Raw genomic sequence first — 26,204 nt, 5'->3', positions numbered from 1 at the left:
AAAATTTATGCAACTTGTAGAAGAGATAAAGCAAACTAAACAAGATATCAAAAACGTAATTGATCATGCTGATTATCATTCGCTGCCATATTCCTATTGGACAATGACGAATGTCTTGCCTTTGTTTATTTGTGACTCTCTGTTGAACTGGATGCCTGATTCAAGATCTATTGCCGGTGATGTGAAGGGCAAAAGGGAAAATCATAATAAAGATCGTGTATTTGTAACCCAGCAAAAACAGAGGGAGGATCCCGCCTGTGCGGTTTTGGCGCAAGTTTTTGATTCAGAGGAAATTCGTTCTGCTTTCTCTCATTTAACAGGTGGTGACCTTTCCAATACTTGGTTAAGATTGGAATTATGCCTTGATACTGATGGGTTTTGGTTGGAACCACATACAGATATTGGGGCAAAGAAATTAACCTTTTTGCTTTCTTTGTCCACTGCAGAAGGGGCCGAGGGATGGGGGACCGATATCATGAATGAGGCAGGTCAGTCTTTGGGAAGAAGCTCAGGCGTTTTCAATTCAGCATTTTTATTTATTCCCGCTAAAAATACCTGGCATGGTTTTGAAACGCGACCTATCAAGGGAGTGCGTCGTACCCTTATTTTAAATTATGTAGATTCAAGTTGGCGTGCAAAACATGAATTGGCATTTCCCTCATAATTGAATAAAGTCTTTTTAATTAAGATTAAAGATATATATAATTTGCAACTTGATAAATATCAGCAGAAGAGAGATTAAGGAATTATGGGTGAGGTTGTGCGAGAGCAAATGGAATTCGATATTTTAATCGTTGGTGGAGGACCTGCCGGTCTTTCAGCGGCAATACGATTAAAGCAATTACTTCCATCTCTTGAGATCTGTTTGATTGAAAAGGCTTCTGAAATTGGTGCCCATATTGTTTCAGGAGTGGTGATCGAACCGACAGCGCTTAATGAGTTGATCCCAGATTGGCAGCAAAAAAACGCCCCTTTAGACACGTCAGTTCAGCATGAGGCATTTTTTTATCTGCCGAATGAAGACAAGTCTATAAATATCCCCATTATTAAATCTATTATGCCTCAAATGGACAATGAGGGAAATTATGTGGGAAGTTTGGGTGATTTTTGTCGGTGGCTGGCCGCAGAAGCTGAAGCAATGGACATTCAAATTTTTCCAGGATTTGCTGGTAGTGATCTCATAATTGAAAATAATCGAGTTATGGGTGTAGTGACTGGTGATATGGGACTTGAAAAAGATGGCAGCCAGGGAGGCAATTATGTTCCAGGTATGGAGCTAAGGGCAAAATATACGTTATTTGCAGAAGGCTGTCGTGGTTCCTTATCCAAAAAGCTCATGGGCTTTTTCAATTTACGTCAAGGTGTTGACCCACAAACATACGGAATTGGAATTAAGGAATTATGGGAAATTCCACAGGAAAAATTTTCGGCTGGATATATACAGCATAGCTTTGGTTGGCCCTTGGACAATCGCACTTATGGTGGTTCATGGCTTTATCATTTTGGCAGTAATCTGGTTTCATGTGGTTTTGTTTTGGGATTGGATTACGAAAATACCTGGCTTTCTCCATTTGATGAAATGCAGCGTGTAAAAAAACATCCCATTATCCGCAAATATTTAGAGGGAGGCAGAAGAATAGGATACTCTGCCCGTGCATTATCTGAAGGTGGATACCAATCCATTCCAAAACTGACCTTTCCTGGTGGTCTATTAATCGGAGATGCAGCAGGCTTTTTGAATGTTCCAAAAATTAAGGGAACGCATACTGCAATGAAATCAGGAATGATTGCCGCTGAGTCGATTGTTGAGGCATTAAATACACAACAAGCAGAACCTATGATTTATCAATTTCGTATCCGTAAATCCTGGGTTTATGATGAATTGTATCAAGTGAGGAACATTCGTCCCGCATTTGCAAAATTTGGTGCAAAGTTTGCAACATTGTATACGGGATTTGATTCCTTGGTTCGGGGGAAAGTGCCTTGGACCTTTCGCCATCGTTTGGCTGATAACGATAAATTAAAAGCGGCTTCTTTATGTGTTAAACCTGATTATCCAAAGCCCGATGACAAATTGACATTCAGTCGTGAATCTTCCGTATTTTTGGCGAATATTGATCATCGTGATGATCAGCCTGTTCATCTGAAATTAAAAAATCCTTCAATTTGGAAAACGGTTAATTGGGATATTTTCAAGGCTCCTGAAACAAGATATTGTCCGGCCGGTGTTTACGAGGTTGTTGATGTTGATCATGAGAATCAAGAACCCAAATTACAGATTAATGCGCAAAATTGTATTCATTGTAAGACTTGTGATATCAAGGATCCAACACAGAATATCGATTGGGAAACACCTGAAGGCGGCAGTGGTCCCAATTATTCAGGGGGAATGTAGAAATCATTTAATTATGTGTAATTATAGAGAAAGGTCATTATGAAAGTAATTGTTCCGGTTAAAAGGGTTGTTGATTCCAATATAAAACCGCTGATAAAATCAGATGGATCTGATGTTGAGATTAATGGTGTAAAAATGTCCATGAATCCTTTTGATGAAACAGCTGTTGAGGAGGCTGTTCGTTTAAAGGAGAAAAAAATTGTCTCGGAAATTGTGGTTGTTTCCATAGGAGAAGCGAAATGCCAAGATACATTGCGAACAGCTATGGCAATGGGGGCGGATCGGGGAATTCTGGTGACAACGGATAAGGCTGTGGAGTCTCTGACCGTTGCAAAAATTTTGCAATACTTTGTGGACAGGGAAAAACCCGACCTTGTGTTAATGGGTAAACAGGCCTCAGATGATGATATGAATGCGACAGGGCAGATATTAGCTGCCAAACTTGGATGGGGACAGGGTACTTTTGTCAGTAAACTGGAGTTATCTAATGGACACGCAAAAATTGCCAGGGAAGTCGATGATGGACAGGAAATTCTCGAGCTAACATTGCCAGCAGTCATTACAACCGATTTACGGTTGAATGAACCTCGTTATGCATCATTACCCAATATTATGAAAGCACGTAAAAAGCCTTTGGAAACGGTCGCTTTATGTGAATTGGGAATTGAGGCAAAAAAACATTTGGAAGTTATTTCCGTAAAAGAATCCTCTTCATCTCGTGAAAGCGTCATTGTTGATTCCGTTGATGCATTACTTGATAAACTTAAAAATGAAGCAAAGGTAATTTAAGAATGACCGTTTTAGTTTTGGCAAGTTATGAAAAAGGTGATCAAATTCGTTCTATTACCCGATCAGCGATTACAGCCGCATCCAAACTAGGGGAAGTTCATGTTCTATTAGCTGGGAAAAACCTAGAAGCAATAACGAAAAAGGCTGTGGCGCTGGCTGGTGTTTCAAAGGTGCTGGTTGCTGATCATGAGGTGTATGCCCATATGTTGGCAGAGCCAACCGCAGATCTGATTGCATCTCTGGCCGATTCTTATGATACGGTTATTGTTCCTGCAAATGCTGAAGGAAAAGATATTTTGCCTCGTGTTGCTGGATTGTTGGATATGCAGCCTGTATCTGATGTTATCGAAATTATTGATGCCTCCACCTTTGTGAGACCTATTTATGCTGGGAGCATTTTGGCAACGGTTAAGTCTCATGATTCCAAAAAGCTTTTATCTGTTCGTGGAACGGCTTTTGCTCCTGTTGCTGAAGATGGGGGGAGTGCCGAGATTGAGATTCTGGATAATTTTCCCGGTTCAGTAAAATCATTATCCAAATTCTGTGAACTGCAAATTTCCCAATCGGACAGACCAGAATTGGAATCTGCCCGTGTTGTTATTTCAGGCGGACGGGGTATGCAAAGCGGTGAAAACTTTGTGTTAATTGAAAAGGTGGCGGATCAATTAAATGCCGCCATTGGGGCATCTCGTGCTGCAGTTGATGCCGGATTTATCAATAATGATTGTCAGGTTGGCCAAACAGGGAAAATTGTTGCTCCGGAATTATATATCGCAGTAGCCATTTCTGGTGCCATTCAGCATCTTGCGGGTATGAAAGACAGTAAGATCGTGGTTGCAATTAACAAAGATCCCGATGCTCCAATTTTCAAGGCTTCAGATTATGGTATTGTTGGCGACTTATTTGAAATTCTCCCTCAATTAGAGGAAAAACTTAAAGCATTAAGATAAAAGATTTTCAATTGAGGCATGATTTTTTAACAATGTTTCAATTGAATGAATAAGGTTAAGTGGAAATAATAATATTAATAAGGTTAGGATTAGGGCGATGAAATGGGAATTACAGCAACCAAGAGATAAGTATTATGTTCCAGTTATAACCATTAAATGGTTGTTGATTCTTCATCTGGCCCTAATTGTATTGCTTAGTATTATGATTATTGGTGCCTGGGAATTATAGGAATTGGTGAGCAGTTTAATTTTAAGTTGGGGAATGGCATTCTAGATAATGAAAAATGGTGACATAATCAAGGGCAATTTTTTTTTCAGTATTTTTTTCAGTATTTTTGCTTTGTTATTTTATGCTTGTCATGATGATGTAAAAGCCAAAGTTGTTCATATTGTTGCTGCTGAAAATATGTACGGGGACATAGCCCAACAAATAGGGGGTGATAACGTCAAGGTTGACGTGATTTTAAATAATCCTGATCAAGATCCGCATCTATTTGAATTGACCCCGCATATCAGCAGAATGACAAGTCAAGCTGATTTAATCATCATGAATGGTTTAGGGTATGATGACTGGATCAATCGGCTAATTTCCCGTGTTGAAATAAAAAACGGAAAGGTTATCTCCATTCAGGATTTGTTAAATCGTTCTGATGGTAGTAATCCACATTTATGGTATGATCTTCAGTCAGTCAAGAAATTGGCTGGGTATTTGGAGCAAAAATTATCTGTTCAGGATCCTGAACACAAGAATTCTTTTTTGCATAATCGTGATTATTTTTTGCATGAAATCGACAGTATAGATCAGCGTATTCATAAAATTCGTGTTCAGCATCCTGATTTAAGCGTGGCTGCTACGGAACCTGTTTTTGGGTTGATGGCCAAACATATGGGCTTTAGGGTATTGGAAGAATCCTATCAATGGGTAATTATGAACGGTGGAGAACCGACTCCCCAGCAAACAGCCCAATTTATCCAGGATTTTAAAACCCATAAAATAAAAATCTTGTTTTATAATAATCAGGTCAGTAACGGCGCGACAGAGCATTTGAAAAAAATGGCGTCAATATATAAAATTCCTGTAATTGGTGTTGAAGAGATTATGCCTGTTTCTCTTTCTTATCAAACATGGATTAACCAGACATTAGATAAAATTGAGGCGGTAATACAGAGCATCCCCTGATGACAATCCTCGCTTGCAATAAGCTGCGTATCCAGTTTGGTAACCGGCTTGTTTTATCAGATTTAACCTTTAGCATTGATGAACCCCAGTTTATAGGGGTTTTCGGTCCTAATGGGGCGGGCAAAACAAGTTTTATGAAAACAATTTTAGGTATTTTACCTGTTCAGCAAGGAACCTTAAAAATTTTTGGAAAACATCCAAGACAGGTAAGGAAGGAAATAGCCTATATCCCTCAGTATCAAAATATGGATAGCTTTCATTTGACGGGAAGATCATTTATTGCAAGTTCTGTCCATGGGAATCGTTTGGGTTTACCGTTTCTAGCAAGAAAAGACCATCAGGAAATAGATCGGGTTCTGGATGATGTGGAGGCAAGGGATCTGGCTGATCTATCCTTGATGGAAATGTCGGGAGGCCAAAAACAGAGAATTTTATTGGCACAAGCCCTTTTGGGGGAGCCAAGATTTATTATACTGGACGAACCTTTTAATAACTTGGATCCCAAATGGGTAAAAGTTATTTTAGCCCTGATAAAAAATATACAGCAGGAAAGAAAAATTTCTGTCTTATTGTCAACGCATGATTTAAATCCGTTAATTCATGTTATGAATCAGGTATTATGTATTGGTAATCAATCAGCAATTCTGGGTAAGGTTCAGGATGTCATTACAGCAAAGACTTTAACGAAGCTTTATGGTTTCCCAATACAGGTGATAAAGGCAAATAATACGTGTTTTGTAACAACATCCTTTAATTAAGAAATTCGAAAGTATATTCTTGGATGCTTACCCTTGAATTTATGTATCATGCTTTTGCCGCTGCAGGGATTGTGGCTTTATTGACAGGGTTTATTGGTTATTTTCTTTTATTGAGAAGAGAGGCCTTTGCAGGACATGCATTATCGCATATAGGGTTCGCTGGGGCGACAGGGGCGGGACTGTTGGGAATATCCCCTTTTGCCGGACTGCTTGTTTTCAGTTTATTTGCTGGTGGATTGATCGGTTTTATAGGTCCACAGTTGAGGGATCGTGATATCGCTATTGGCCTGGTTCTGTCAGCATCAATGGGTTTAGGTCTGTTATTTCTTCATTTTTATACCCATTACGCGACACAAGTTACGAGCTTGTTATTCGGCAATATTTTTGCGGTTGATACAGTCATTTTATATGATCTTGTCGGTCTCGCATTATTTTGCCTGGCTGTTATGCTATTTTTTATGCGACCTTTGTTATTTGCCACCTTGCAACCAGATTTGGCCGAGACAAGAGGGATCTCTTTACGATGGGTTTCGATAGTCTTTCTAATGCTGGTTGCCTGCATAACTGTTGCTTGTGTTCAAGTGACCGGTATTCTTTTGACCTTTTCTTTGATGATTGGACCTGCTGCTGTTGCCAGGCAATGGGGTAAGACAATATGGCGGGCACTTATGGTTTCGGTTTTCCTGGCTGTATTTGAGGCCTGGAGTGGTATAGTGGCTTCTTGGTATACAGACTTGCCAGTATCTTTTTGGATCAGCTTTTTTAGTTTTGTCATTTATTCAATAAGTTTGCTTTTTTTCAAAAGAAAAATATCATTTCGAAAGTATTTATAAATATCATATTGTATAAAGAGTAAGGATTGCTTAACATAACCCTTTATGGGGTATTTGAAAATTTTTATTTAAAAAGTTGATTTCTTCAGAATGCATGATTTCACGTCAAGTAAGAAATTGGTAATTTTTGTAACGGGATTATCAGGAGCTGGTAAAGCGTCCATTCTTCGGGTTTTTGAGGATCTAGGATATGAACTGGTTGATAATGCGCCTTTACAGCTTATTGCGGATGTTGTTGGGCGTGTTCAGGGGCCCATTGCAATAGGCATTGATTCCAGAACCAATGGATTTGAGGTGAATGCATTTCTAGAGGTTTTAAATAGTTTAAAGCAGAATTCATCCCTTAAGGTTGAACTAATTTATGCCACGGCAGAGTTGGACGTTTTGTTGCGACGTTATACAGCAACCCGTCGCCGTCATCCAATGGCTGCCAATGGTACGGTTAAGGACGGGATTAATGCTGAAATAGCCTTGATGAATCCATTACGAAATGTTGCTGATCTGGTTATTGATACATCGGATCTTCCCCCTACGGAATTAAGGTTGCTTGTGGAAACAAGGTATAACTTTAATCATCTGGATACTAAAAACCGCTTTACCCTAACCTTGATGTCTTTTGCCTTTCCTGTTGGAATTCCGAGAGAGGCGGACATGGTATTCGATGCGCGGTTTTTGCATAATCCTTATTATATATCAGAATTATCAGCACTGACGGGGCTGGATACGTCGATCCAGGATTATGTTAAAAGTGATCCTGATTATGAGAAATTTGTTGATCAGATTTATCAGATGCTAAATTTGATTTTTCCCCGTTTTGCGATAGAAGGAAAAAAATACGTCACAATTGCGGTAGGATGTTCTGGTGGACGTCATCGTTCAGTTACCGTTATAGAGGACCTTGCACGTCGTATTGTTAATTCTAAAGATAAAGAAATGCGTTTCCCTGCATTGGTTATCCATCGTGAACTGGCGCGGCAGGGAATTCAGACATGGCGATGGGTTGCCCATCCTCAATAAAAATTATAATAAGTGTAAATTGTTAGAATATTAGGTTTGGAATATTAATATGGATCAACAGATTATTCCTGTTCGTCGGGCTTTGATTTCTGTTTCTGATAAAACAGGTTTAATTGATTTGGCCAAGTTATTGGCTGAAAACAGCGTGGAAATCTTGTCAACAGGTGGGACAGCCAAAGCACTTCGGAATGCCGGAATAAAAGTGGTGGAGGTTTCGGATTTTACAGGATTTCCGGAAATTCTGGATGGTCGAGTTAAAACACTGGTGCCTCAAATTCATGGTGGGTTATTGGGACGACGTGATCTGTCCAGTCATCAGGAACAAATGAAACAGCATAATATTTTGCCGATTGATTTGTTGTGTGTCAATTTATACCCTTTTGAGGAAACAGTCGTGTCAGGCGCCGGTAAAGAAGATATTATAGAAAATATTGATATCGGTGGTCCAGCTTTAATCAGGGCTGCATCTAAAAACCATAGTCATGTCGCGGTGTTGACGGATGTTCATCAATATGCTGCTTTTAAAGAAGAGATGAAGCAGAATGGTGGAACAACAATACAGCAGCGGCGAAAATGGGCCCAGGCGGCTTATGCCCGGACCGCTGCATATGATGCTGCGATTGCCAGTTGGTTTGCAGGTCAGGCAAAAGATATATTTCCAGAACGCCTAAATTTAAGTGGCCAACGGAAACAGATTTTGCGATACGGGGAAAACCCTCATCAACAGGCTGCTTTTTATACGAATGATGAACAACGTCCGGGTGTTGCAACAGCCCAACAATTACAGGGTAAAGAGCTTTCCTATAATAATTTTAACGATACAGATGCAGCTTTTGAAGCGGTGGCTGAATTTGATAAACCATCTGTTGTTATTGTCAAACATGCAAACCCTTGTGGTGCAGCAAGCGCATCTTCTTTATCAGAAGCTTGGGATTTGGCTTTACGGTGTGATCCTGTTTCTGCTTTTGGAGGAATTATTGCGGTCAATCGTCCATTAGATAAAGAAACCGCACAAAAAATTATAACTATATTTAGTGAAGTGATTATTGCTCCAAAGGTCAATTCAGATGCATTGGAGATCCTTTCAAAGAAAAAGAATGTAAGGGTTTTAGAAACAGGGGCAATGCCTGATCCATTGGCACAAGGTATGACGGTTCGTACTTTGGCGGGTGGGTATCTTTTACAAAATCGTGATAATGGACGACCTTCCGATTTTAAGGTTGTAACTAAACGCGAACCTACTGAAAAGGAAATGGAAGATCTGATTTTTGCCTTTACGATTGGCAAGCATGTTAAATCAAATGCAATTATTTATGTTAAAGATAAAGCGACTGTAGGGATAGGTGCGGGTCAAATGAGTCGTGTCGATTCAGCCAGGATTGCTGCCCACAAAAGTGCGGAAGCAGCTCAAGCCGCCGGTTTAGAAAAACCCATGACCCGGGGAAGTGTTGTTGCTTCAGATGCCTTTTTTCCATTTGCAGACGGTTTGCAGGCTGCCGTAGCGGCAGGAGCCACTGCGGTTATTCAGCCAGGTGGTTCAATGCGTGACAATGAGGTGATTGCGGCCGCAGATGAGGCTGGAATTGCAATGGTTTTTACGGGAATGCGCCATTTCCGTCATTAAAAGGTCAAGGGAAAATGAAACGGATAGGTTTGTTCTGTATTTCTTCTTTATTTCTGTTTGTGCAGTTTGCTTATGCGAAAGAATATCGCTTGAAAAGTCAATTTGATCCAGCTTCGGTTCAATGGTCTAAAACAACAGGAAATGCAGCGGTCGCAGGTATGGGTATCTATCGATTATCCGATGGTACGATGAAAAGTTGTGCAGGACAAACCGTCTATTATTATCCCTATTCTGATTATGTAATGGAACAGTTGCAGTTTAGAATGCGAGGTATTACCAATATCAAGAATTTAAATCCACAGTCTGTTCAATACCGTTTTTCCGTAACTTGTGATCAAGAAGGTGATTTTCACATTGCCTATTTGCCGGCAGGAAAATGGATTTTTGTAATGAATATTCCTGTGGTTAAAAATGATGAAGACTATTCTTTTTACAATCAAGAATCAGATTTAAGTGGTGTCGCTGGGGAAGGGAATGGCATTATTTATCGGATTGTAACCCTTACCCCTCAAAAAGTCACGCAGGTTCCCTTGATTCAGGGGGATGTTAACAGCCATTAACATGAATGGTTTTGTTGATTTTTTTTATTGAATTAATAATCGTGAATTTCGTCAAGATCGGTAAAGCGTGTAAATTCTCCTTCAAAAAAGAGGTCAATTTTACAGGTTGGGCCGTGACGTTGCTTTTCAAGAATGAGTTCTGCTTTATTATGAACCTTATTCATATCTGCTTGCCATTTTTCCAAGGCAATTTGATATTTATCCTCATTTTCAAATGTGGTCGGTTTCGGCATGCGTTGCTGTAAGTAGTATTCATCACGATAGACAAACATGACGCTATCGGCATCCTGTTCAATTGAGCCAGATTCTCGTAAGTCTGAAAGTTGCGGACGTTTATCTTCTCGGCTTTCGACTTGTCTTGAAAGTTGTGAAAGTGCAATAACGGGAATGTTAAATTCTTTTGCCAGAGCTTTTAATCCTTGGGTAATTTGTGAAATTTCCAAGACCCGACTTTCAGGTTTACTGCCAACGGATGGACGCATCAGTTGTAAATAGTCGACGACAACCAATCGCAACCCTTTTGTTCGAGATAATCTCCGGCAGCGTGTTCGCATGACGGATAGACTGATTGCAGGTGTATCATCAATATAGAGAGGAAGCTGTGATAATTCTCGGCTGACTTGAACAAAGCGATCAAATTCCTTTTGTCCAATTTCTCCACGACGGATGCGTTCACTTGAAACACGTGATTCCTCGGAAAGTAAACGGGTGGCCAATTGTTCAGAAGACATTTCCAAAGAAAAAATGGCAACAGTTCCTATTTTATGATGATTTGTATCCGATTGAATTTGTGATTCTTGTAAAAGATTGCGTGCCGCATTAAAAGCGATTTTAGTTGCCAGGGCAGTTTTTCCCATGGCAGGTCGACCAGCCAGAATAATTAAGTCAGAAGGATGCAATCCCCCAGTTCTTTTGTCCAAGTCACGTAACCCTGTGGTGAGTCCGGCGATTCCGCTACTGTTTGTAAAAGCCTTTTCAGCAATTGTAATGGCTTCTGTTAAGGCATTTTCAAAGGTGACGAAACCACCCTCTTGCCCTTTATGCGTGGCAAGCTGGAAAAGCTTTTCTTCGCCCAAAGAAATCTGATCAGTGCCATTTATTTCAGTATTTGATTGAAAAGCTTCGTTGACAATATCCTCGCCAATATCAATTAACTGTCTTCTTATCCAGGCATCATGAATAATTTTACCATAATCCTTGGCATTAATAATTCCCACCATGGATTGTAACAATTGTCCTAGATAAGCTACTCCGCCAACCTGATCCAATTTTCCCGAATGTTCAAACTCAGCTTTCAAAGTAACGGCATCCGCTATTTGACCGGCTTCAATACGCTTTACAATAGCATCGTAGATTTCTTTATTGATGGGATCTGAAAAATGTTCACCAATCAAAAAATCGGCGATTTTATCATAAGCCTTATTGTTGGTCAGTAAAGCACCAAGCAATGACTGTTCTGCTTGAATATTGGTTGGAGGCAGTCTTTGTGACATTTCCAACAAAGATGATTTACTAGAACTGGATTCTTTATTACTCACGTTTTTATTGTATCACTTTTTGTTGACTAATGGGGGTGTTAATTGTGGGGAAATCTGTGGATAATGTGGATAAGTTGATTGTTTTATGAAGTTGTATATAGGCACTCATGATATGATAAAATGAACTGGTGGGTATTTTATCGTTTCTATAATGATAGTGATCATCTAATTGATCTTGCCATGTGCCTGACGGGCAGTGGGTAAAATAGCGATATAATAAGTTATGAAGAATTTGGACAAGATGGCGGCAACTTGTTTCATCTTGATTATGAATTGTCGCCCGTAAAGCTTCTGTCTGAACCCATAATCGGGCAGATTTATGGGTTAGTGTCCCGTCTCTTCTTACTTTATCCGCAACGAGTCCGGTTTTTTGATCAATGGCATGTAAACGGTTAAAAAGAAATAGACGGTCAATTTCGTTTTTATAACTGATTCCAGTCAAGCGTTGATATTCGTAAAGCAGCCAAATCCATTCATATTGATGTCCCGGCTCGATACTTTCCCGAGCCATGCAAGGAGCATTAAACCACCCTTCAGTATAATATTCACCTAAAACACCAGCTTGATGATCAAAAAAATGATTTTTAAATAGAGAAATAAGTTTGTGGGCTAAAAGAAGATCTCGTTCATTTTGGGTAACTTCGAACAAGGCCAGCGTTGCTTCCAGGAGATGCATATGCGGGTTTTGTTGACGATATCCGGCAGTCAAGGGGAGAATATTTTTAAAACCACCCTCAGGATAAGCCATAAATTGCAGGATCCATTGTATGGTCTGGCGGGCCTGTTGAATGGGTCTGGGATTATTACTCAATTTTCCATACCAGGCCAGAGAGAAAATGATAAAGGCTAGATCATATAAATCAGAAGCTTTATCAAGAATTTTTCCTTTTCGTGTTAGGGATTTTGCCCAATGTCCCTCACCTTGAAGGGCATTTTGCATAAAAACATATATTCTTTCAGCAATTATGTTGCCCTTTGTCCATCCCAAAAGTCCTGCTTGACTAAAGGTATAAAGTTGACGTGCCTGAACACGCATTCGTTTGTATCCAGGAAAATCAGGTTGTCCATCAAGCTTTAGTTGTTCATGAACTCCGTAAAGAAAAGGGTTTTCTGCGGTTCCATCACATCCTATTGTTCCCCAATATGGTAAGGCCTTATCAAATAACCAGGAAGTAAAGAGGATATAGTATCGGGTTATATTTTGGGAGATAGGCATAGTACTTGACTTTTTAGACTCAAATTACATTGATTTATAAATGTTTTATTTTATCAATAATATTGGTGGTTGAAAAACCTTTCTGCAATTCTGTCAAAATAACTTTGCCGTTATATTGTTCAACGATATCCTGTCCAACAACTTCTTTTCCAATATAATCTGCCCCTTTGATTAGAATATCAGGTTTTATATGTTGAATAAGATTAAGGGGGGTATCGTCGTCAAAGGCAACAACGGCATCGACATACCGTATGGCAGAAATGAGTCTGGCGCGTTCTTTTAACGGATTAATAGGTCTTTTGGGTCCTTTTAAACGTTGAATACTTGTATCTGAATTCAGTGCAACGATAAGCCGGTCACATTGTGTGCGTGCTGATTGCAAAAGCGATATATGACCTGTATGGAGGATGTCAAAACATCCATTGGTAAAACCAATAGTAAGCCCCTGTTTTTTCCATTTATTGACTTGAAGGGTCAAATCATTCAGTGAAATCAGTTCAGGTGTAACAAGAGGAAAAGTCTCTTCTGAGGATTGTGCTTTCAGTTCATTTTGAACTTCTGCAATGGTGGCGGTGGAGGTTCCCGCTTTTCCGATTACGACACCAGCAGCTGCATTTGCAATATGCATTGATTCCCTTATGCATAATCCCGAGGCGACCCCCAATGCCAAGGTTGCAATAACTGTATCGCCCGCGCCAGAAACATCAAATACCTCCCTAGCTCGGGAGGGTATATGTTGGGTGTTTCTGTTTTTTTCAACTAATGTCATTCCCTTTTCTGATCGTGTGATCAGAATGGCTTGTCCCTGGGTGATATCTAAGAGTTCCTGTCCTGCCTTTTCAAAATCGGTATCAGTTTTCAGGGATATCTGCACGGCCTGGCTTGCTTCAGCAATATTGGGTGTGATACAGGTGGCATGTTTATAAAGGGAAAAATCCCTGGATTTAGGATCAACAAATACAGGCAGGCTGTAATGCTTGGCCCTTTGTGTGATAAACTGAATGATCTCAGGGTGACAGACCCCCTTTCCGTAATCAGATATGATAACAGCCTGAACAGATGGAATATTTTTTTCAATATTTTCAATCAATAGGGTGATTTCTTCGGAATGAAGGGGAATAAGACTTTCTTCATCTGCACGAATGATTTGTTGATTTGCAGCGATAAAGCGCGATTTACAGATAGTTGGACGATAGGGAGAGGAAATAATGGAATCTTCGGGAATATATTTCGAACGCATTATTTTTTTTATTTTCAATGCATATTCATCATTTCCGACTAATCCAACCAGAACAGCCTTACCATTTAGGGATAAAATATTATTGGCAACATTTCCAACACCGCCCAGCATTTCTTTTTGGCTGTTTAAATGAAGAACAGGTACTGGTGCCTCGGGTGAAATACGCTGGACATTTCCGTAAATAAAGCGGTCCAGCATAATATCGCCTATGCACAGGATGGTTAAGGCTGAAAAATCCATTTTAGTATTATCGCTCATGTTGAAAATTTTGAATGAAAGGGTCTAAAAATAATTGTCTGTCTGTTTTTAATCGTTCGCTGGCTAAAATAGATTCAATTTCTTCAATAGCCTTGTTTAATTGATGATTAATAATAACATAATCGAATTCATTCCAATGGGATATTTCATCCATTGCCTTGTTCATTCTATTGTTAATTTCGTCAATATGGTCTGACCCTCTCAGTTGAAGGCGATTTTTTAGTTCATTAAGTGAGGGGGGCAAGATAAAGATACCTACAACATCATGGGGTAAAGCCTTACGAATCTGTTGATGTCCTTGCCAATCTATGTCAAAGATAAGGTCTTTGCCTTCCGACAATAGTTTTTCAACAGGAGCCCTGGGTGTACCATAACCTCGACCAAAGACGGTTGCCCATTCCAGTAACTCATTATTTTCTGCTTGTTTTTCAAATTCTTCTTGACTGATAAAATGGTAATGAACACCGTGTTCCTCACCGGGTCGAGGGTCACGGGTTGTTACTGAGATCGAAGGAAACAAATTGGGTTGAGTCGCCCGGAGAGCATTGGCAATTGTTGATTTTCCAGCACCAGAAGGAGCGGAAAGAACAAAACAGATTCCTCTTTTTCTTGGAGTTGATGTTGATTTGGCTTTAGATTCAGACATACCTTGATATTCCTTGATAAGCAGTAATTATTCAAGCTTATAACAGAAAAGTAAACAATATATGTATATGAAATTACGATCAGTTCTAATCACGGGGGCATCATCAGGTATTGGGTATGCCTTGGCTATTCGGCTTGCCAAATCGGGGGTCACATTGCATTTATCAGGCCGGCGTTCGGATGCTTTGGCAGGATTGGCTGAAAAATGTTGTCAACTGGGTGCCAATGTTCATACGAAAATTATTGATGTTTGCAATCATCAGGAAATGGATAAATGGATTAAATCTGTTGGACAGCTTGATCTTGTATTGGCTTGTGCAGGAATTTCTTTCGTTCCCCATGTTGAGACCCATGCGCATGTTATTCCAGAACCAATTGCACAGTGCTATAAAATCATGCAGACCAATATGAATGGTGTCCTCAATACAGTTCTTCCCGCAATTGAGGTGATGCAAAGACAGGAATGCAATTCAGAACATATACGAGGAAGAATAGCTGCTATTGCCTCAATTGCAAGCTTTTTCACTTCGGCCTGGGCACCATCTTATTGTGCGTCAAAAGCGGCTGTGGATCGGTTTATGGTGGCGAGTGGTATGGGTTGGTGGAAAAAATGCAGAATTCAGTTAACGAGTGTTTGTTGTGGTTTTGTTGAAACACCGATGACACAAAAAAACAAATTTTATATGCCAGGGAAAATATCGGCGGATAAGGCGGCACAATTGATATTGGAAGGGATAGAAGGGCGAAAAAGGCGTGTTATTTTTCCAGTTTGGCTTGCCATTATCGCAAGAATCCTTGATTTGTTTCCTGTTTCTTTTTTGGAAAAAATCTATTTGCCTTATCTTCAGGAACAGGATCGTCATAAATAAAAGATTTATGAATCAATGATCTGTGTGTAAAAGTTTCTATTATTTCTTTAAAATTAAGACCGTGATTTATTATGACAATTTCTGCCAAAGATCCATCAATACATAAACCCCGTTTTTGTGAAGGGTCTATTATGCGGCATGTGATCGTTATGGCCGGAACCGGAACAATTGGGTTAATGGCTGTTTTTCTGGTTGATTTTCTGAATCTTTTTTATATTTCCAGATTGGGGGATACACGTTACACAGCAGCTATTGGTTTTGCCAATGCAATTAACTTTTTGCAGGTGGCGATCTGTATTGGTATGTCTATTGGAATCACGGTCGTGACTGCACGGCTGATTGGGGCCAAAAAACATGATTTGGCAGGTCAGATTATAAATTCGTTTTTATTATTGATGACGGTAATTATGATTGTAATTGGTGTTGCGATCATGGTTTTCCGATATCCAATTTTATCTTTGTTAGGGGCACAGGATTTAGTGCTTGAACAAGCCGGTCAGTTTATAGCTATTACTTCCCCCTTTTTATGTTTTATAGGGTTGGGAATGGCATTGTCTGGATTGTTAAGGGCGGTGGGTGATGCAAAAAGATCCATGTATATCACAATTGCAGGAGCCCTGGTCACGGCGGTTTTGGATCCTTTGTTCATTTTATATTTTGGTTGGGGATTGGAAGGAGCGGCAGTAAGTACCGTTTTTTCACGAGCGGCTGTTGCCGTTTTTGGTTTTTATAGTTTGAGGAAGTATCAATTAATTCATAAGCCAGTTTGGAAAAAGATCTTTTCTGATTCTTATCCTGTTTTTGTAATTGCATTTCCTGCGATTTTAACCAATCTAGCGACACCAGCAGGAAACACTTTTGTTATCAAAACAATGGCATCTTTTGGAAGCGATGCAATTGCGGGACAAACCGCGATTGATCGTATCGTTCCTGTAGCATTTGCGTTTGTATTTGCTTTGACAGGTTCGGTGGGGCCGATTATTTCGCAAAACTTCGGTGCCGGGTTTAGGGATCGGATGTGTGAAACTTTGATGGTCTCGCTAAAATTGGTATGTTTATGTGTTTTATGTGCATGGATCCTTTTTTTTGTTGGAGAGGAATGGATCGTCAAAATGTTTGCGTTAAAGGCGGCAGGTATTGAACTGATGCGGTTATTTTGTCACTGGGTTATTTTAAGCAATTTATTTTTGGGGATGTTATTTGTTTCCAATACGGCTTTTAACAATTTGGGATATCCCTTATTGTCGACCCTGTTTAATTGGGGTAGAGCCACGTTGGGGACAATTCCCTTTGTCTGGTTTGGTGCAACCTATGGCCCGAAAGGAATATTGGTTGGTCAGGCAATTGGGGTTATGCCTTTTGGATTTTTTGCGGTTTTATGCGCTTTTTATGTCTTGCGTAATATTAAAATAAACATGGTTTCGTATCAATGAAATCTCATTTCATATTTGATTGGTTTTAAAATTACGATCCCATTTTTGAATAAGGGGATATAAAACAACCAGCAAAATCAAGACAATAATGGCAGTGATAAAAAGATTTAAAAATAAATTTTGATATAATCGAAGTGTAAGATGGTCAGTTGCTGTATTGATATTTTTTGAGGCTGCAAGATTTGCGATTTTACTGCCTATGTAAAGGGAGATACCTGAAGCCATGAAATAAGATCCGGTCATAAACCCATTCATGGATGCCGGGACATAGCGGGCAATGACTGCCAAACCGAGACCACTGGTTAAAAGTTCTCCCAGAGAAAGGAAAAAATAACCATATATCATAACCCAGGAGGATAATTGTGGAGTTGTGCTTCTAAAACAGGCAAACCACCAAATACCAAAGGCGAAGGCGACAAAACTGAAACCGGTAATGAATTTTGTGGCAATGGAAATATCATATGATTGCCTGTTTATATAGTCATATAGTTTTGCCAGAATGGGGCTGAGAATGATAATCGCAATGGGATTGAGCGCCTGAAACTGTCCCGAAGACCAATTGAAAAGATGATATGATCCGATATAAAAAGCGGGATTTATATTCCGTTGCGCGAACAAGGTCAAAGATGTTGACATTTGTTGATAGAAAATAAAGTAAAGCATTCCTTCCAGAGTTAGGATATACATTATTTTTAGACCATAACGATTTGATGAATCAATCCTGTAATACATGATGATCCATAAAAGAAAGATCAGTATAGCCGCAACCCACATACATGCAGCAATCAAGGTTGCCGATTGAATCAGAAAGGTCATTCCGGAAATAAAGGTGACAATCCCTAGAAAAATCAGACCTTGAACCGGCCAGGATAATGGATCCTGATCTTTCTTGGGCAAATAGGGATTTAATCTTTTATGTGTGGCAAAATAATTGAGAATGCCAAGGACAAGTCCTATGAAACAGGTGATAAAGGCAGCGGACCATCCATAATGGTCTTTAAGAATTGGACAGAGAAGCATGGAAACGGTCGAGCCAATATTGACTGCCATATAATAAAGGGTAAAGGCAATGTCCAGTTGATCATCGTTTTGATCATAAATGCGTCGAACCAGCGTTGCCGCATTGGGTTTAAAAAGACCGTTTCCTGTACTGATGACAGCCATGGTAAGATATAGAATGGCTGTATCATGGGTTGCTTCTGCCAATAAAAGATAGCCCATTGCAAGAATTATGCTGCCATAAAGCATCGCTCTTCTGTTTCCAATGATTTTATCGCCAATCCATCCCCCAAGTACTGGTGCGGCATAAGTCATCGCTGAAAATGCACCGATTAGAAGATTGGCATTCTGATCATTGAAATGCATTCTGTTAATGAGGAACAGCACTAAAATGCTTTGCATACCGTAATAGCCAAAGCGCTCCCATAATTCGATGAAAAGGACAACGGAGAAAGCTCTATTTTTCTCCCTGAAAGGATGGATGGTTACAGAAGAGGTATGCACATGTGTCTCGGTTTAAAAAAGGATATCATTATAAAAAAATTGATTGTTTCTCATTTTGAAGTAAACAGTATATAATTACAGAAAACCATAAATATGTGTATATTCGTATTAAATTTATTAGATTTATTTAGGTTTGTGGTCGTTTATGAAAAACAATCAATGGAAATTAGCCGGCTGTTTTTTGGTAAGTTCTGTCTTTGTTAATGCCAATCTGTCAGAAAGCCATGCCAGGCCAGAAAATGGAAATATACATCATATGCGGAAGGTTGATCCGGTTCAGAAAAATAATCGGGTTGCAAAAACTGTTCTGGATTTTTCAGTATTGCCTGTTGTTAAGGGAAATGTTGCACAATATCTTCCTACCCCTTATGGCAATTTGGGTGGATTGTTATTGACGGATGGAACGCAAATCATGTTTTCCACAATGTTTGGGGAAATTGTGAAATCCTTTGTTCATCCGGGTCAGGACGTGGTGATTCGTGGGTTGAAAGCCTATTCATTACCTTTTGTCCAAGCTTTTGAGATTATCAATCAACGTGGAGAACAGATTGAGGAGGATAGTCCCGAGGCAAACTTTTCACCTGTACCTATTACTGGACCAGATTTGTCTGTAAATGGTACAATCAAGCAAGTTTTGTATAATTTGCAAGGCGATAAAATGGGTGTTGTTTTAAAGGATGGAACAGTTATTTATATTCGCTCTTCCGATGTAAAAAAACTTGATTTTATTTTGAGTGTAGGTCAGAAAATTTATGTTAGCGGGATGGGAAATGCCAATTCTCTGGGTAAAGCGTTACAGGCAAGGATAATCGGTAAGACGGAAAATACCATGGTAGAATTGTCGCAATTTAATGTTCCACCAGCTGGTGCCCCTGCAGGAAGTCCATCGTATGATTATATTCCGCAGTAGTTTTCTTTGAAATTGGTTTTTGAAGAAGTGTTTGGATCAGTTATTGATCTCAGTTTGGAGGTTTGAAGCTATAACAATGAATCAGGAAAAGAATCAGTTTGATGCCTTTGATCAGAAATTGAATAGTTTTGAAGATCGATTAAATCCACGCTCTTCAAAAAAACGAGAAAAAAAAACAGAATATGGCGATAATCCTTGGTTTTTCGCCTGTCGTGCTGGTGTAGAAGTAGTATCTGCCTTTATTGTCGGTCTTGTAATAGGATATGGATTGGATTATTGGTTATCAACAAAACCAGTTTTTATTCTTATATTTTCAGTTTTAGGAATGATTGCGGGCATTTTTAATATCTGGCATCTTGTTAAACCTAATGATATAAGGTTAAAATAAATGCTATTTTTGGTAAGATTCGGTTTATATTGGGAGAAAATTAGTGGCCGGTCATAATATAGACGCGCTCGGTCAATTTGAGTTGCATCCAGTTTTTGGAACCTTGGGTGAAACAATCCGTTTCAGCCAGTCAGAATTAATGATGGTGATTGCAGCAGTAATTGTCCCGGTCGCTATTTATTTTGGCATGCGTCGTAAGGCAGTGGTTCCCGGTCGTTATCAGGCGGCAACAGAGATACTATATGAATTTGTATATAGTATGGCTGTGGGAACCATGGGTGAAAAGGGCAAAGGGTTTTTCCCATTTATATTCGCATTGTTTTTCTTCATCCTGACGGGGAACTATCTTGGGCTTTTGCCTTTTTCTTTCGCTTTTACCAGTCATATCGTTGTAACGGTAAGCTTGGCCTTGATGGTATTTGTCTTGGCAATCATTGTTTCCCTCAAAAATCAGGGACTGAAATTTTTTGCCCATTTCATGCCTGCTGGAGCGCCAATTTTAATGGCCCCGTTATTGGTGCCCATTGAAATCCTGTCCTATTTGTCGAGACCTGTCAGCCTGTCTATTCGTTTGTTTGCGAATATGGTTGCTGGTCACGTCATGTTGGAAATGTTTGCTGCTTTCACGATTATGTTGGCTGCTGGATTGGGATTGGCTGTTGGCGGTTTTTTAGGTATATTTCCTATTTTGCTCAATATAGCCTTATTTGCCCTTGAACTATTGGTTGGTGCATTGCAAGCTTATGTATTTACAATCCTTACCTGTATGTATTTACAAGAAGCCGTTCATCATTAACTTTGGGTTTCGTTTACTTTATTTTTAATAACAAGGAAAAAACAAATGGATCATTCGCTTCTTTTGGCTGCAAAACAGATTGGTGCCGGCCTCGCTGTTATCGCTCTTTCCGGTGTTGGTATTGGTATTGGTAATATTTTTGCAACTCTGGTAAGCAGTATTGCTCGCAATCCAGCTTCCCGTTCCCATGTATTTGGTTTGGGAATGTTGGGTTTTGCTCTCACAGAAGCTGTTGCCCTTTACGCACTCCTGATCGCCTTTCTTATTCTGTTCATGTAAAGGGTTCTTTTATATGAGACGCTTTTCAGTCTTTTTTACCCGTCTGGCGGCGTCTCTCGTGGCGGGTGGATGTGCAAGCCTGTTGCTGGCACCTGTTTTTGCTACGAATGCCAGAGCTGCTGGCATGCCCCAGATGGACTTTAAAAACCCATTGGTAATGGGTCAATTTTTTTGGGTATTGATTATTTTCTTTTGTTTATTTCTGGTGGTGAAATATTTTTCAATTCCTCAGGTTGAAAATGTCATTTCCCATCGTCGTTCAAAAATTGATCAAGACTTGAATTCCGCACGTCAGGCTAAGGCACAGGCTGATAAAGCTGTCGCTGCATTAAATAAAACACGTCATGATGCCGCCCTGGAAGCGCAAAGACATGTTGATGCTATTTTACAGGAAACCAAAGCGGATTCTGCAAAAAAAATGCAGGAATTGCAAGGTAAGCTTGATCAGGAAATGAAGAATACTGAAAAACGCATCATTGAAGCTCGAAATAAAGCCCTGACCCAGGTTGATCAAATGTCAAAAGAGGTTGCGTATCTTTTGGTGAAGAAAATGCTGAATGAAGAGATAGATAGCGGCGTTATTGATCAAAAGATCAGACAGTTTGTTCCTTCGTCTTCACATTAAACAAGCAGAGAGAGTATGATGCTTTTTTTACAAGAACCACGTTTTTGGGCTGCTATTGCATTTATTTTATTCTTTGTCCTGTTTGGTAAAAAGATTTGGCGTCCCTTGGCTGCAATGATGGATAAACGGTCTGTACAGATACAGGCGGCACTGGAAGAGGCCAGCCGTTTGCGTCGGGAAGCTGAAGAAATATATACGAATGCCAGAAAAGAGCATGAGGCTGCCAAAGAAGAGGCAGAGAGAATGCTGCAAAATTCCAAGGAAATTGCAGCCCGTATTGCTGCCAAAGCAAAAAAGGATGCAGAATTTGCGGCTGAACGTCATGAACAGCTTATTCGTCAAAGAATGGCTGCTTCTGAACAAGAAGCCATTTCAGTTGTTCGTAAAGAGGCCGCTGAGATTGCTGTAAAAGCTGCAAGAGAAGTAATTGCATCTGTTATGACTGAGGAAAAAGATAAGTCCTTAATTGATCATGCAATTGCTGAAGTTCCCAAGATGTTGGCCAAAGATCAATATAATGCCTAATTTTATTCGTCTCGTTCAGGCACATGAATTATAAACTTTCAATTGTAGTTGCTGTTTTAAACGAGGCGGATAATATTTTACCTGTCTGTCAGGAAATTGCTTCTGTTTTGCCAAAGTTGCCTGATAGTGAAGTTATTTTTGTTAATGATGGAAGTACTGATCATACGCTGGATCAGTTAATCGAAATAAAAAAAACGATTCTTCCCGGGCTTGTTATTTTATCTCATCCCAAATGTTGCGGTAAATCAGCTGCATTATTGACTGCAATCAAAGTTGCAAAGGGGGAATGGATTGCAACTCTGGATGGGGATGGTCAGGATGATCCCATTGATATTGTTGCAATGTGGGATGTAATGCAGCGACATCAAGGAAAACCCCCGTTAGTTGTAGGGGTAAGATTAAAGAGACATGATAATTTTTCCCGTCGGTTTGCAACGCGGTTTGCAAATGGGTTACGACGCCGTTTGTTGAATGATGGCTGTCCAGATACGGGTGCTCCGATGAAATTGTTTATGAAAAACGATTTTCTTTCCTTACCGCAGTTTGAAGGGTTACATCGTTTTTTACCGGCTTTATTTGCCCATTATGGTGTTCCTCTATTATGTTATCCTGTCCATCATAGGCAAAGACTGAATGGATTTTCTAAATATACCAATTTAAATCGTGCCCTTGTGGGAATAAGGGATTTACTGGGGGTAATGTGGTTGTTAAATCGTATTCATTTGCCTGGTAATATTAGAAAGTCTTAATACCGAAACAGATCAAGATAAAAAGGGATAAGCATGAGTATTTCTCATCTCTCGGAACCGTCTTTTCGTTTGAAGGCAAGTCATTATTTGTGGCTTGCCTTGTTTGTTTTTGTGTTGTTTTTACCTGGTAGAGCAAGCCTTCCACCACTGGATAGGGATGAGGCTCGGTATATGCAGGCAACATCTCAAATGCTGGAGAGCGGTAATTATGTTGATGTTCGGTTTCAGGACAAGCCTCGTTATCTGCAACCTGCCGGGATTTACTGGTTGGAAGCGTTTTCTGTTAAGGCGGCATATTCCATCAGTCATAAAGAGGTTTGGCCATATCGCATTCCTTCCCTCTTTGCTGCGGTTGGATCAGTTTTACTGACTGTATGGATAGGCAGTCTATTATTTGATTCATGTATTGGTTTATTGGCAGGTATTTTTCTGGCAGTTTCGGTAATACTTACTGCGGAAGGTCGTATGGCCACAATAGATACGACTTTACTTTTTTTCATTTTGCTTGCCCAAACGAGTGTTGCAAAAGCGTGGTTATCCCGTTTATCTGTGGAAAAATCACCTTTTCACATTGCCGCAATCTATTGGGGGGCAATTGGGTGTGGATTGATGTTGAAAGGGCCAGTTATTCTCATCCCAACCTTATTGACTCCCTTGACTCTAGCCTGGGTTCAAAAGGATAAATCATGGTGGGAACAATTAAGGCCCGGCTATGGCTGGTTAATTTCTGTAATGATTGCCCTACCCTGGTGTATTGCCATTGCCTTGATAAGTCATGGACAGTTTTTCACAAATGCAGTTGGTACGAATTTTTTAGGGAAGGTTGCGTCAGGACAACAGGCGCATGGATTACCACCAGGGTATTATCTTCTGGTTTTTCTAATTGCATTTTGGCCGGGTTCCCTGTTTACGGCATGGTCGTTACCTTTTATATGGATGGAAAGAAAAACTGAATCAGTAAAATTTTTGTTATGTTGGATTATTCCCCATTGGATGGTCTTTGAGGTTATTGCAACCAAACTTCCCCATTATGTATTGCCTACATATCCTGCGATTGCAATTCTTACATCTGCTGCATTATGGAAAATTTCTGAAAGGTGGCATGGTCCAATTTCTGTCTTGGGAAAGGGACTATTTTATTTTTATATGATTTTATGGTGTTTGGTTGGAGTCATTCTGGCTGTTGGAAGTGTTATCTGGGCACATTTCATGACAGGGGAATGGTATTATGCCGCGATGATCGGGGCAGTCACTGTATTATGTCTGATTGGGTATGTTATTTACTGTTTCTGCAAACAAAATGTTCAAAGGGCTTCTCTTTTTTCCATATTGGCCGCTCTAATTGTTTATATTCAACTATTCGTAATCTTGATTCCTTCTTTACAACCAGAATGGTTGAGTTATAAAATCGCACGAACTGTTCATTTTCTTAAACCCTGTCAGAAAACGGTTTTGGCCTCGGCCTCTTATTCAGAACCAAGTCTGGTTTTTTTAGTTGGGAAAGAGACACAGCTGATCAACGTGATGAAAACAGCTGCATTTCTTGAAAAGAATAAGGTGTGTGGAATGGCTTTGGTTGATTGGAAAGATCAGAAAGTGTTTAAAGAGTATTTGGATAAAGATAATATTTCCGTCGATTTATTGGGAGAAATCAAAGGATTAAATTATTCGACTGGAAAAAAATTGAATTTAGGTCTGTATAAAGTTCATTCATGGTAATTAAAAGAGATTGATACGAAATGCTGTTTTTGAAAAGCAAAGATAATGATTCATTATTGGGTATTGTTTAATTTTGAATAACGGCATTTTTTAATTTAATGGGTAAAAATTGATAAGTTAAAAAAAATACGAAACAATAATGGACGAATAAGATAATCAATAATTAAAAACACAATGATAGGACTGATATCTATACCACCAAGATCCGGTAAAATTCTTTGAATGGGTCGTAAAATCGGCTCGCAAAGCCTGCTCAGGAAAGTGCCGATTACATAAACGGCCCGTGCGTTAGGATTAATGATGTTAAGTGCAAATAGAAAACTGAAAATACAATAAGCAAGCAGGATGAAAGAATAAAGGCTTAATAAGGTTTGAAGTAATTGATATAGTTCAAACATATCTAATTCCTTGATAACGGATTCTGATGGTAAATTATGGTATGAATTATATAATTCTTTCTTGACAGTTTTTCTAGGAATAGTATCAATGAATTAGATTTTACTTTAGGGGGGGTTATAGCTCAGTTGGGAGAGCGTCTCGTTCGCAATGAGAAGGTCAGGGGTTCGATTCCCCTTAACTCCACCATAGATGTTAAGACCTGAATTGATTCTCTGGTTTCAATAAATCAAAGAAATCTTGCAACGACGGTAAAATAATTCTGCCACGTTTTTTTACAGATTTTTCTTTCCTTTTCAGGATTGTAATATTTTATTAACCAGAAATTCTGGTGATCCTCTATTAATTCTCCCATTGTATAGATGTGGAGATTATTATCCACCTTTAAAAAAAGACAGATATTTCCTTTCTTGGCAATTTTACGGGGATGTAAAATTATAATGTCGCCAATTTTAAAGATAGGTTCAATATTACGGTTTGCGATTGAAATACCGAAAGCATCTTTTTCAAATGTTACAACATGGGGACGTTTAACATACTCAATGGGCGTATCCGTCAGAATAAAATCATCATGGATCAAGTTCATTGTACCGAAAACAGGTATTTCTTCATCCAGTTTAAAGTTATCAAAAGAATGATCACTAAAATCAGAGCTATCTTTTTTTGAGTTAACTTTAAAATTTGAATTGAAAAATTGAGTTATTTTTGGGGTAAGTTTAATCTGACTTTTTAATTTCCCCTTGCCGATATTTGGGTTTAGATGGTCGAGTTTAACATTCAGAGCAAGTGCAACATAAGGTAAAAGAGAGCTTTCACGAATATTGCCATTTTCAATATTCGCTATGGTTTGTTGGGAGCATCGACCCGTTAGCTTTCTGACTCTTTCTGCCAATTGGGACTGAGAAAGTTTTAAATATTTCCTAATTTTTTTGACGTTGTTACCAATGGTGGTCATTCTTTTTTTTAAAATAAAATGTTGGAGTTGTATATTTTTACTTTATAAGTTTTA

28 protein-coding genes and 1 tRNA gene are annotated in these 26,204 nt (G+C 39.3%); 22 read left to right on the top strand and 7 right to left on the bottom strand.

What is annotated here, in order from left to right; translation table 11 throughout:
• Positions 1–7: 7 nt before the first annotated feature.
• The 11 genes from H3T57_RS06480 to H3T57_RS06435 all read left to right on the top strand — a co-directional run bounded on the left by H3T57_RS06480 (position 8) and on the right by H3T57_RS06435 (position 10,106).
• Entirely contained in the window at positions 8–664 is a 657-nt protein-coding gene (locus tag H3T57_RS06480) for a 2OG-Fe(II) oxygenase (RefSeq protein ID WP_198193590.1), read from the top strand.
• Between the two features lie 84 nt (positions 665–748).
• On the top strand, positions 749–2,395 hold the full coding sequence (locus H3T57_RS06475; protein WP_198193589.1) for an electron transfer flavoprotein-ubiquinone oxidoreductase: 1,647 nt from the start codon (positions 749–751) through the stop codon (positions 2,393–2,395).
• Between the two features lie 39 nt (positions 2,396–2,434).
• Positions 2,435–3,184: an electron transfer flavoprotein subunit beta/FixA family protein gene (locus H3T57_RS06470; protein ID WP_198193588.1), complete on the top strand. Its 750-nt coding sequence runs from the start codon at positions 2,435–2,437 to the stop codon at positions 3,182–3,184.
• 2 nt (positions 3,185–3,186) lie between these two features.
• Positions 3,187–4,134 (top strand): electron transfer flavoprotein subunit alpha/FixB family protein, encoded by a 948-nt coding sequence (locus H3T57_RS06465; RefSeq protein ID WP_198193587.1) that lies wholly within the window; start codon positions 3,187–3,189, stop codon positions 4,132–4,134.
• 97 nt (positions 4,135–4,231) lie between these two features.
• The gene (locus H3T57_RS09150) at positions 4,232–4,363 is read left to right on the top strand and encodes a hypothetical protein (RefSeq protein WP_255412377.1); all 132 of its coding nucleotides are present in this window, start codon (positions 4,232–4,234) and stop codon (positions 4,361–4,363) included.
• A gap of 48 nt (positions 4,364–4,411) precedes the next feature.
• Entirely contained in the window at positions 4,412–5,314 is a 903-nt protein-coding gene (locus H3T57_RS06460; RefSeq protein ID WP_198193586.1) for a metal ABC transporter solute-binding protein, Zn/Mn family, read from the top strand.
• Positions 5,314–6,072: a metal ABC transporter ATP-binding protein gene (locus tag H3T57_RS06455; protein ID WP_110439190.1), complete on the top strand. Its 759-nt coding sequence runs from the start codon at positions 5,314–5,316 to the stop codon at positions 6,070–6,072. The genes H3T57_RS06460 and H3T57_RS06455 overlap by 1 nt, the downstream gene beginning before the upstream one ends.
• 23 nt (positions 6,073–6,095) lie before the next feature.
• The gene (locus tag H3T57_RS06450) at positions 6,096–6,905 is read left to right on the top strand and encodes a metal ABC transporter permease (protein WP_232342162.1); all 810 of its coding nucleotides are present in this window, start codon (positions 6,096–6,098) and stop codon (positions 6,903–6,905) included.
• A 90-nt stretch (positions 6,906–6,995) separates the two neighbouring features.
• On the top strand, positions 6,996–7,922 hold the full coding sequence (rapZ, locus tag H3T57_RS06445; RefSeq protein WP_198193585.1) for an RNase adapter RapZ: 927 nt from the start codon (positions 6,996–6,998) through the stop codon (positions 7,920–7,922).
• A 49-nt stretch (positions 7,923–7,971) separates the two neighbouring features.
• On the top strand, positions 7,972–9,546 hold the full coding sequence (gene purH / locus H3T57_RS06440; RefSeq protein ID WP_198193584.1) for a bifunctional phosphoribosylaminoimidazolecarboxamide formyltransferase/IMP cyclohydrolase: 1,575 nt from the start codon (positions 7,972–7,974) through the stop codon (positions 9,544–9,546).
• Positions 9,547–9,560: 14 nt separating this feature from the next.
• Positions 9,561–10,106: a hypothetical protein gene (locus tag H3T57_RS06435; protein WP_155581015.1), complete on the top strand. Its 546-nt coding sequence runs from the start codon at positions 9,561–9,563 to the stop codon at positions 10,104–10,106.
• Positions 10,107–10,138: 32 nt separating this feature from the next.
• Here the strand turns inward: H3T57_RS06435 and H3T57_RS06430 are convergent, their stop codons facing one another.
• The 4 genes from H3T57_RS06430 to gmk are packed head-to-tail and all read right to left on the bottom strand — an operon-like array spanning position 10,139 to position 15,004.
• Positions 10,139–11,644 (bottom strand): replicative DNA helicase, encoded by a 1,506-nt coding sequence (locus H3T57_RS06430; RefSeq protein WP_347400651.1) that lies wholly within the window; start codon positions 11,642–11,644, stop codon positions 10,139–10,141.
• A 4-nt stretch (positions 11,645–11,648) separates the two neighbouring features.
• Positions 11,649–12,860: an AGE family epimerase/isomerase gene (locus H3T57_RS06425; RefSeq protein WP_155572381.1), complete on the bottom strand. Its 1,212-nt coding sequence runs from the start codon at positions 12,858–12,860 to the stop codon at positions 11,649–11,651.
• Positions 12,861–12,894: 34 nt separating this feature from the next.
• Complete coding sequence (gene rfaE1, locus H3T57_RS06420; protein WP_198193682.1) at positions 12,895–14,340, bottom strand: D-glycero-beta-D-manno-heptose-7-phosphate kinase; 1,446 nt, start codon at positions 14,338–14,340, stop codon at positions 12,895–12,897.
• A gap of 7 nt (positions 14,341–14,347) precedes the next feature.
• Positions 14,348–15,004, bottom strand: a complete 657-nt coding sequence (gene gmk / locus H3T57_RS06415) for a guanylate kinase (RefSeq protein WP_198193583.1) — start codon at positions 15,002–15,004, stop codon at positions 14,348–14,350.
• A 67-nt stretch (positions 15,005–15,071) separates the two neighbouring features.
• On the opposite strand from gmk, the gene H3T57_RS06410 reads away from it, so the two are divergent.
• Both H3T57_RS06410 and H3T57_RS06405 read left to right on the top strand, forming a co-directional pair.
• Positions 15,072–15,872: an SDR family oxidoreductase gene (locus H3T57_RS06410; RefSeq protein ID WP_232349779.1), complete on the top strand. Its 801-nt coding sequence runs from the start codon at positions 15,072–15,074 to the stop codon at positions 15,870–15,872.
• Positions 15,873–15,943: 71 nt separating this feature from the next.
• Entirely contained in the window at positions 15,944–17,305 is a 1,362-nt protein-coding gene (locus H3T57_RS06405) for an MATE family efflux transporter (RefSeq protein ID WP_232349778.1), read from the top strand.
• Positions 17,306–17,314: 9 nt separating this feature from the next.
• Here the strand turns inward: H3T57_RS06405 and H3T57_RS06400 are convergent, their stop codons facing one another.
• Positions 17,315–18,808: an oligopeptide:H+ symporter gene (locus H3T57_RS06400; protein WP_198193581.1), complete on the bottom strand. Its 1,494-nt coding sequence runs from the start codon at positions 18,806–18,808 to the stop codon at positions 17,315–17,317.
• Between the two features lie 145 nt (positions 18,809–18,953).
• Between H3T57_RS06400 and H3T57_RS06395 the strand changes: the two genes are divergently transcribed.
• The 8 genes from H3T57_RS06395 to H3T57_RS06360 all read left to right on the top strand — a co-directional run bounded on the left by H3T57_RS06395 (position 18,954) and on the right by H3T57_RS06360 (position 24,799).
• A complete protein-coding gene (locus H3T57_RS06395) occupies positions 18,954–19,718 on the top strand; it encodes a hypothetical protein (protein WP_198193580.1) in 765 nt (254 codons plus the stop codon).
• Positions 19,719–19,794: 76 nt separating this feature from the next.
• The gene (locus H3T57_RS06390; RefSeq protein WP_155568629.1) at positions 19,795–20,106 is read left to right on the top strand and encodes an AtpZ/AtpI family protein; all 312 of its coding nucleotides are present in this window, start codon (positions 19,795–19,797) and stop codon (positions 20,104–20,106) included.
• Between the two features lie 28 nt (positions 20,107–20,134).
• Positions 20,135–20,902: a F0F1 ATP synthase subunit A gene (locus tag H3T57_RS06385; RefSeq protein WP_110439177.1), complete on the top strand. Its 768-nt coding sequence runs from the start codon at positions 20,135–20,137 to the stop codon at positions 20,900–20,902.
• A gap of 45 nt (positions 20,903–20,947) precedes the next feature.
• Positions 20,948–21,181 carry an ATP synthase subunit C family protein gene (locus H3T57_RS06380; protein WP_110439176.1) on the top strand — a complete coding sequence of 78 codons (234 nt, stop codon included), beginning with the start codon at positions 20,948–20,950 and terminating at the stop codon, positions 21,179–21,181.
• 13 nt (positions 21,182–21,194) lie between these two features.
• Positions 21,195–21,806 (top strand): hypothetical protein, encoded by a 612-nt coding sequence (locus H3T57_RS06375; protein ID WP_110439175.1) that lies wholly within the window; start codon positions 21,195–21,197, stop codon positions 21,804–21,806.
• Between the two features lie 15 nt (positions 21,807–21,821).
• On the top strand, positions 21,822–22,331 hold the full coding sequence (gene atpF / locus H3T57_RS06370; RefSeq protein WP_232349777.1) for a F0F1 ATP synthase subunit B: 510 nt from the start codon (positions 21,822–21,824) through the stop codon (positions 22,329–22,331).
• Positions 22,332–22,354: 23 nt separating this feature from the next.
• Positions 22,355–23,080 (top strand): glycosyltransferase family 2 protein, encoded by a 726-nt coding sequence (locus H3T57_RS06365; RefSeq protein WP_122124173.1) that lies wholly within the window; start codon positions 22,355–22,357, stop codon positions 23,078–23,080.
• Positions 23,081–23,113: 33 nt separating this feature from the next.
• Positions 23,114–24,799, top strand: a complete 1,686-nt coding sequence (locus H3T57_RS06360; RefSeq protein ID WP_198193579.1) for a glycosyltransferase family 39 protein — start codon at positions 23,114–23,116, stop codon at positions 24,797–24,799.
• A 95-nt stretch (positions 24,800–24,894) separates the two neighbouring features.
• Here the strand turns inward: H3T57_RS06360 and H3T57_RS06355 are convergent, their stop codons facing one another.
• Positions 24,895–25,197: a YggT family protein gene (locus tag H3T57_RS06355; protein WP_110439173.1), complete on the bottom strand. Its 303-nt coding sequence runs from the start codon at positions 25,195–25,197 to the stop codon at positions 24,895–24,897.
• A 111-nt stretch (positions 25,198–25,308) separates the two neighbouring features.
• Here H3T57_RS06355 and H3T57_RS06350 point away from each other — a divergent pair.
• Positions 25,309–25,384, top strand: a tRNA-Ala gene (locus H3T57_RS06350).
• Between the two features lie 40 nt (positions 25,385–25,424).
• Here H3T57_RS06350 and H3T57_RS06345 read toward each other — a convergent pair.
• Positions 25,425–26,150, bottom strand: coding sequence for a helix-turn-helix transcriptional regulator (locus H3T57_RS06345; protein WP_155572375.1), 726 nt, complete (start codon positions 26,148–26,150; stop codon positions 25,425–25,427).
• Positions 26,151–26,204 lie beyond the last annotated feature (54 nt).

This window comes from Commensalibacter sp. W6292M3 (assembly GCF_016101315.1).
Lineage (GTDB): Bacteria > Pseudomonadota > Alphaproteobacteria > Acetobacterales > Acetobacteraceae > Commensalibacter > Commensalibacter melissae.
Note: the sequence above shows the minus strand (reverse complement) of the source record. Positions and strands in the feature narration are given on the sequence as shown.

Excerpts from the sequence above, each read along its gene's own strand:
- H3T57_RS06480 (WP_198193590.1), top strand. The coding sequence starts at position 8 with ATGCAACTTGTAGAAGAGATAAAGCAAACTAAACAAGATATCAAAAAC.
- H3T57_RS06475 (WP_198193589.1), top strand. The coding sequence starts at position 749 with ATGGGTGAGGTTGTGCGAGAGCAAATGGAATTCGATATTTTAATCGTT.
- H3T57_RS06470 (WP_198193588.1), top strand. The coding sequence starts at position 2,435 with ATGAAAGTAATTGTTCCGGTTAAAAGGGTTGTTGATTCCAATATAAAA.
- H3T57_RS06465 (WP_198193587.1), top strand. The coding sequence starts at position 3,187 with ATGACCGTTTTAGTTTTGGCAAGTTATGAAAAAGGTGATCAAATTCGT.
- H3T57_RS09150 (WP_255412377.1), top strand. The coding sequence starts at position 4,232 with ATGAAATGGGAATTACAGCAACCAAGAGATAAGTATTATGTTCCAGTT.
- H3T57_RS06460 (WP_198193586.1), top strand. The coding sequence starts at position 4,412 with ATGAAAAATGGTGACATAATCAAGGGCAATTTTTTTTTCAGTATTTTT.
- H3T57_RS06455 (WP_110439190.1), top strand. The coding sequence starts at position 5,314 with ATGACAATCCTCGCTTGCAATAAGCTGCGTATCCAGTTTGGTAACCGG.
- H3T57_RS06450 (WP_232342162.1), top strand. The coding sequence starts at position 6,096 with ATGCTTACCCTTGAATTTATGTATCATGCTTTTGCCGCTGCAGGGATT.
- rapZ (WP_198193585.1), top strand. The coding sequence starts at position 6,996 with ATGCATGATTTCACGTCAAGTAAGAAATTGGTAATTTTTGTAACGGGA.
- purH (WP_198193584.1), top strand. The coding sequence starts at position 7,972 with ATGGATCAACAGATTATTCCTGTTCGTCGGGCTTTGATTTCTGTTTCT.
- H3T57_RS06435 (WP_155581015.1), top strand. The coding sequence starts at position 9,561 with ATGAAACGGATAGGTTTGTTCTGTATTTCTTCTTTATTTCTGTTTGTG.
- H3T57_RS06425 (WP_155572381.1), bottom strand. The coding sequence starts at position 12,860 with ATGCCTATCTCCCAAAATATAACCCGATACTATATCCTCTTTACTTCC.
- rfaE1 (WP_198193682.1), bottom strand. The coding sequence starts at position 14,340 with ATGGATTTTTCAGCCTTAACCATCCTGTGCATAGGCGATATTATGCTG.
- gmk (WP_198193583.1), bottom strand. The coding sequence starts at position 15,004 with ATGTCTGAATCTAAAGCCAAATCAACATCAACTCCAAGAAAAAGAGGA.
- H3T57_RS06410 (WP_232349779.1), top strand. The coding sequence starts at position 15,072 with ATGAAATTACGATCAGTTCTAATCACGGGGGCATCATCAGGTATTGGG.
- H3T57_RS06405 (WP_232349778.1), top strand. The coding sequence starts at position 15,944 with ATGACAATTTCTGCCAAAGATCCATCAATACATAAACCCCGTTTTTGT.
- H3T57_RS06395 (WP_198193580.1), top strand. The coding sequence starts at position 18,954 with ATGAAAAACAATCAATGGAAATTAGCCGGCTGTTTTTTGGTAAGTTCT.
- H3T57_RS06390 (WP_155568629.1), top strand. The coding sequence starts at position 19,795 with ATGAATCAGGAAAAGAATCAGTTTGATGCCTTTGATCAGAAATTGAAT.
- H3T57_RS06380 (WP_110439176.1), top strand. The coding sequence starts at position 20,948 with ATGGATCATTCGCTTCTTTTGGCTGCAAAACAGATTGGTGCCGGCCTC.
- H3T57_RS06375 (WP_110439175.1), top strand. The coding sequence starts at position 21,195 with ATGAGACGCTTTTCAGTCTTTTTTACCCGTCTGGCGGCGTCTCTCGTG.
- atpF (WP_232349777.1), top strand. The coding sequence starts at position 21,822 with ATGATGCTTTTTTTACAAGAACCACGTTTTTGGGCTGCTATTGCATTT.
- H3T57_RS06365 (WP_122124173.1), top strand. The coding sequence starts at position 22,355 with ATGAATTATAAACTTTCAATTGTAGTTGCTGTTTTAAACGAGGCGGAT.
- H3T57_RS06360 (WP_198193579.1), top strand. The coding sequence starts at position 23,114 with ATGAGTATTTCTCATCTCTCGGAACCGTCTTTTCGTTTGAAGGCAAGT.
- H3T57_RS06355 (WP_110439173.1), bottom strand. The coding sequence starts at position 25,197 with ATGTTTGAACTATATCAATTACTTCAAACCTTATTAAGCCTTTATTCT.
- H3T57_RS06345 (WP_155572375.1), bottom strand. The coding sequence starts at position 26,150 with ATGACCACCATTGGTAACAACGTCAAAAAAATTAGGAAATATTTAAAA.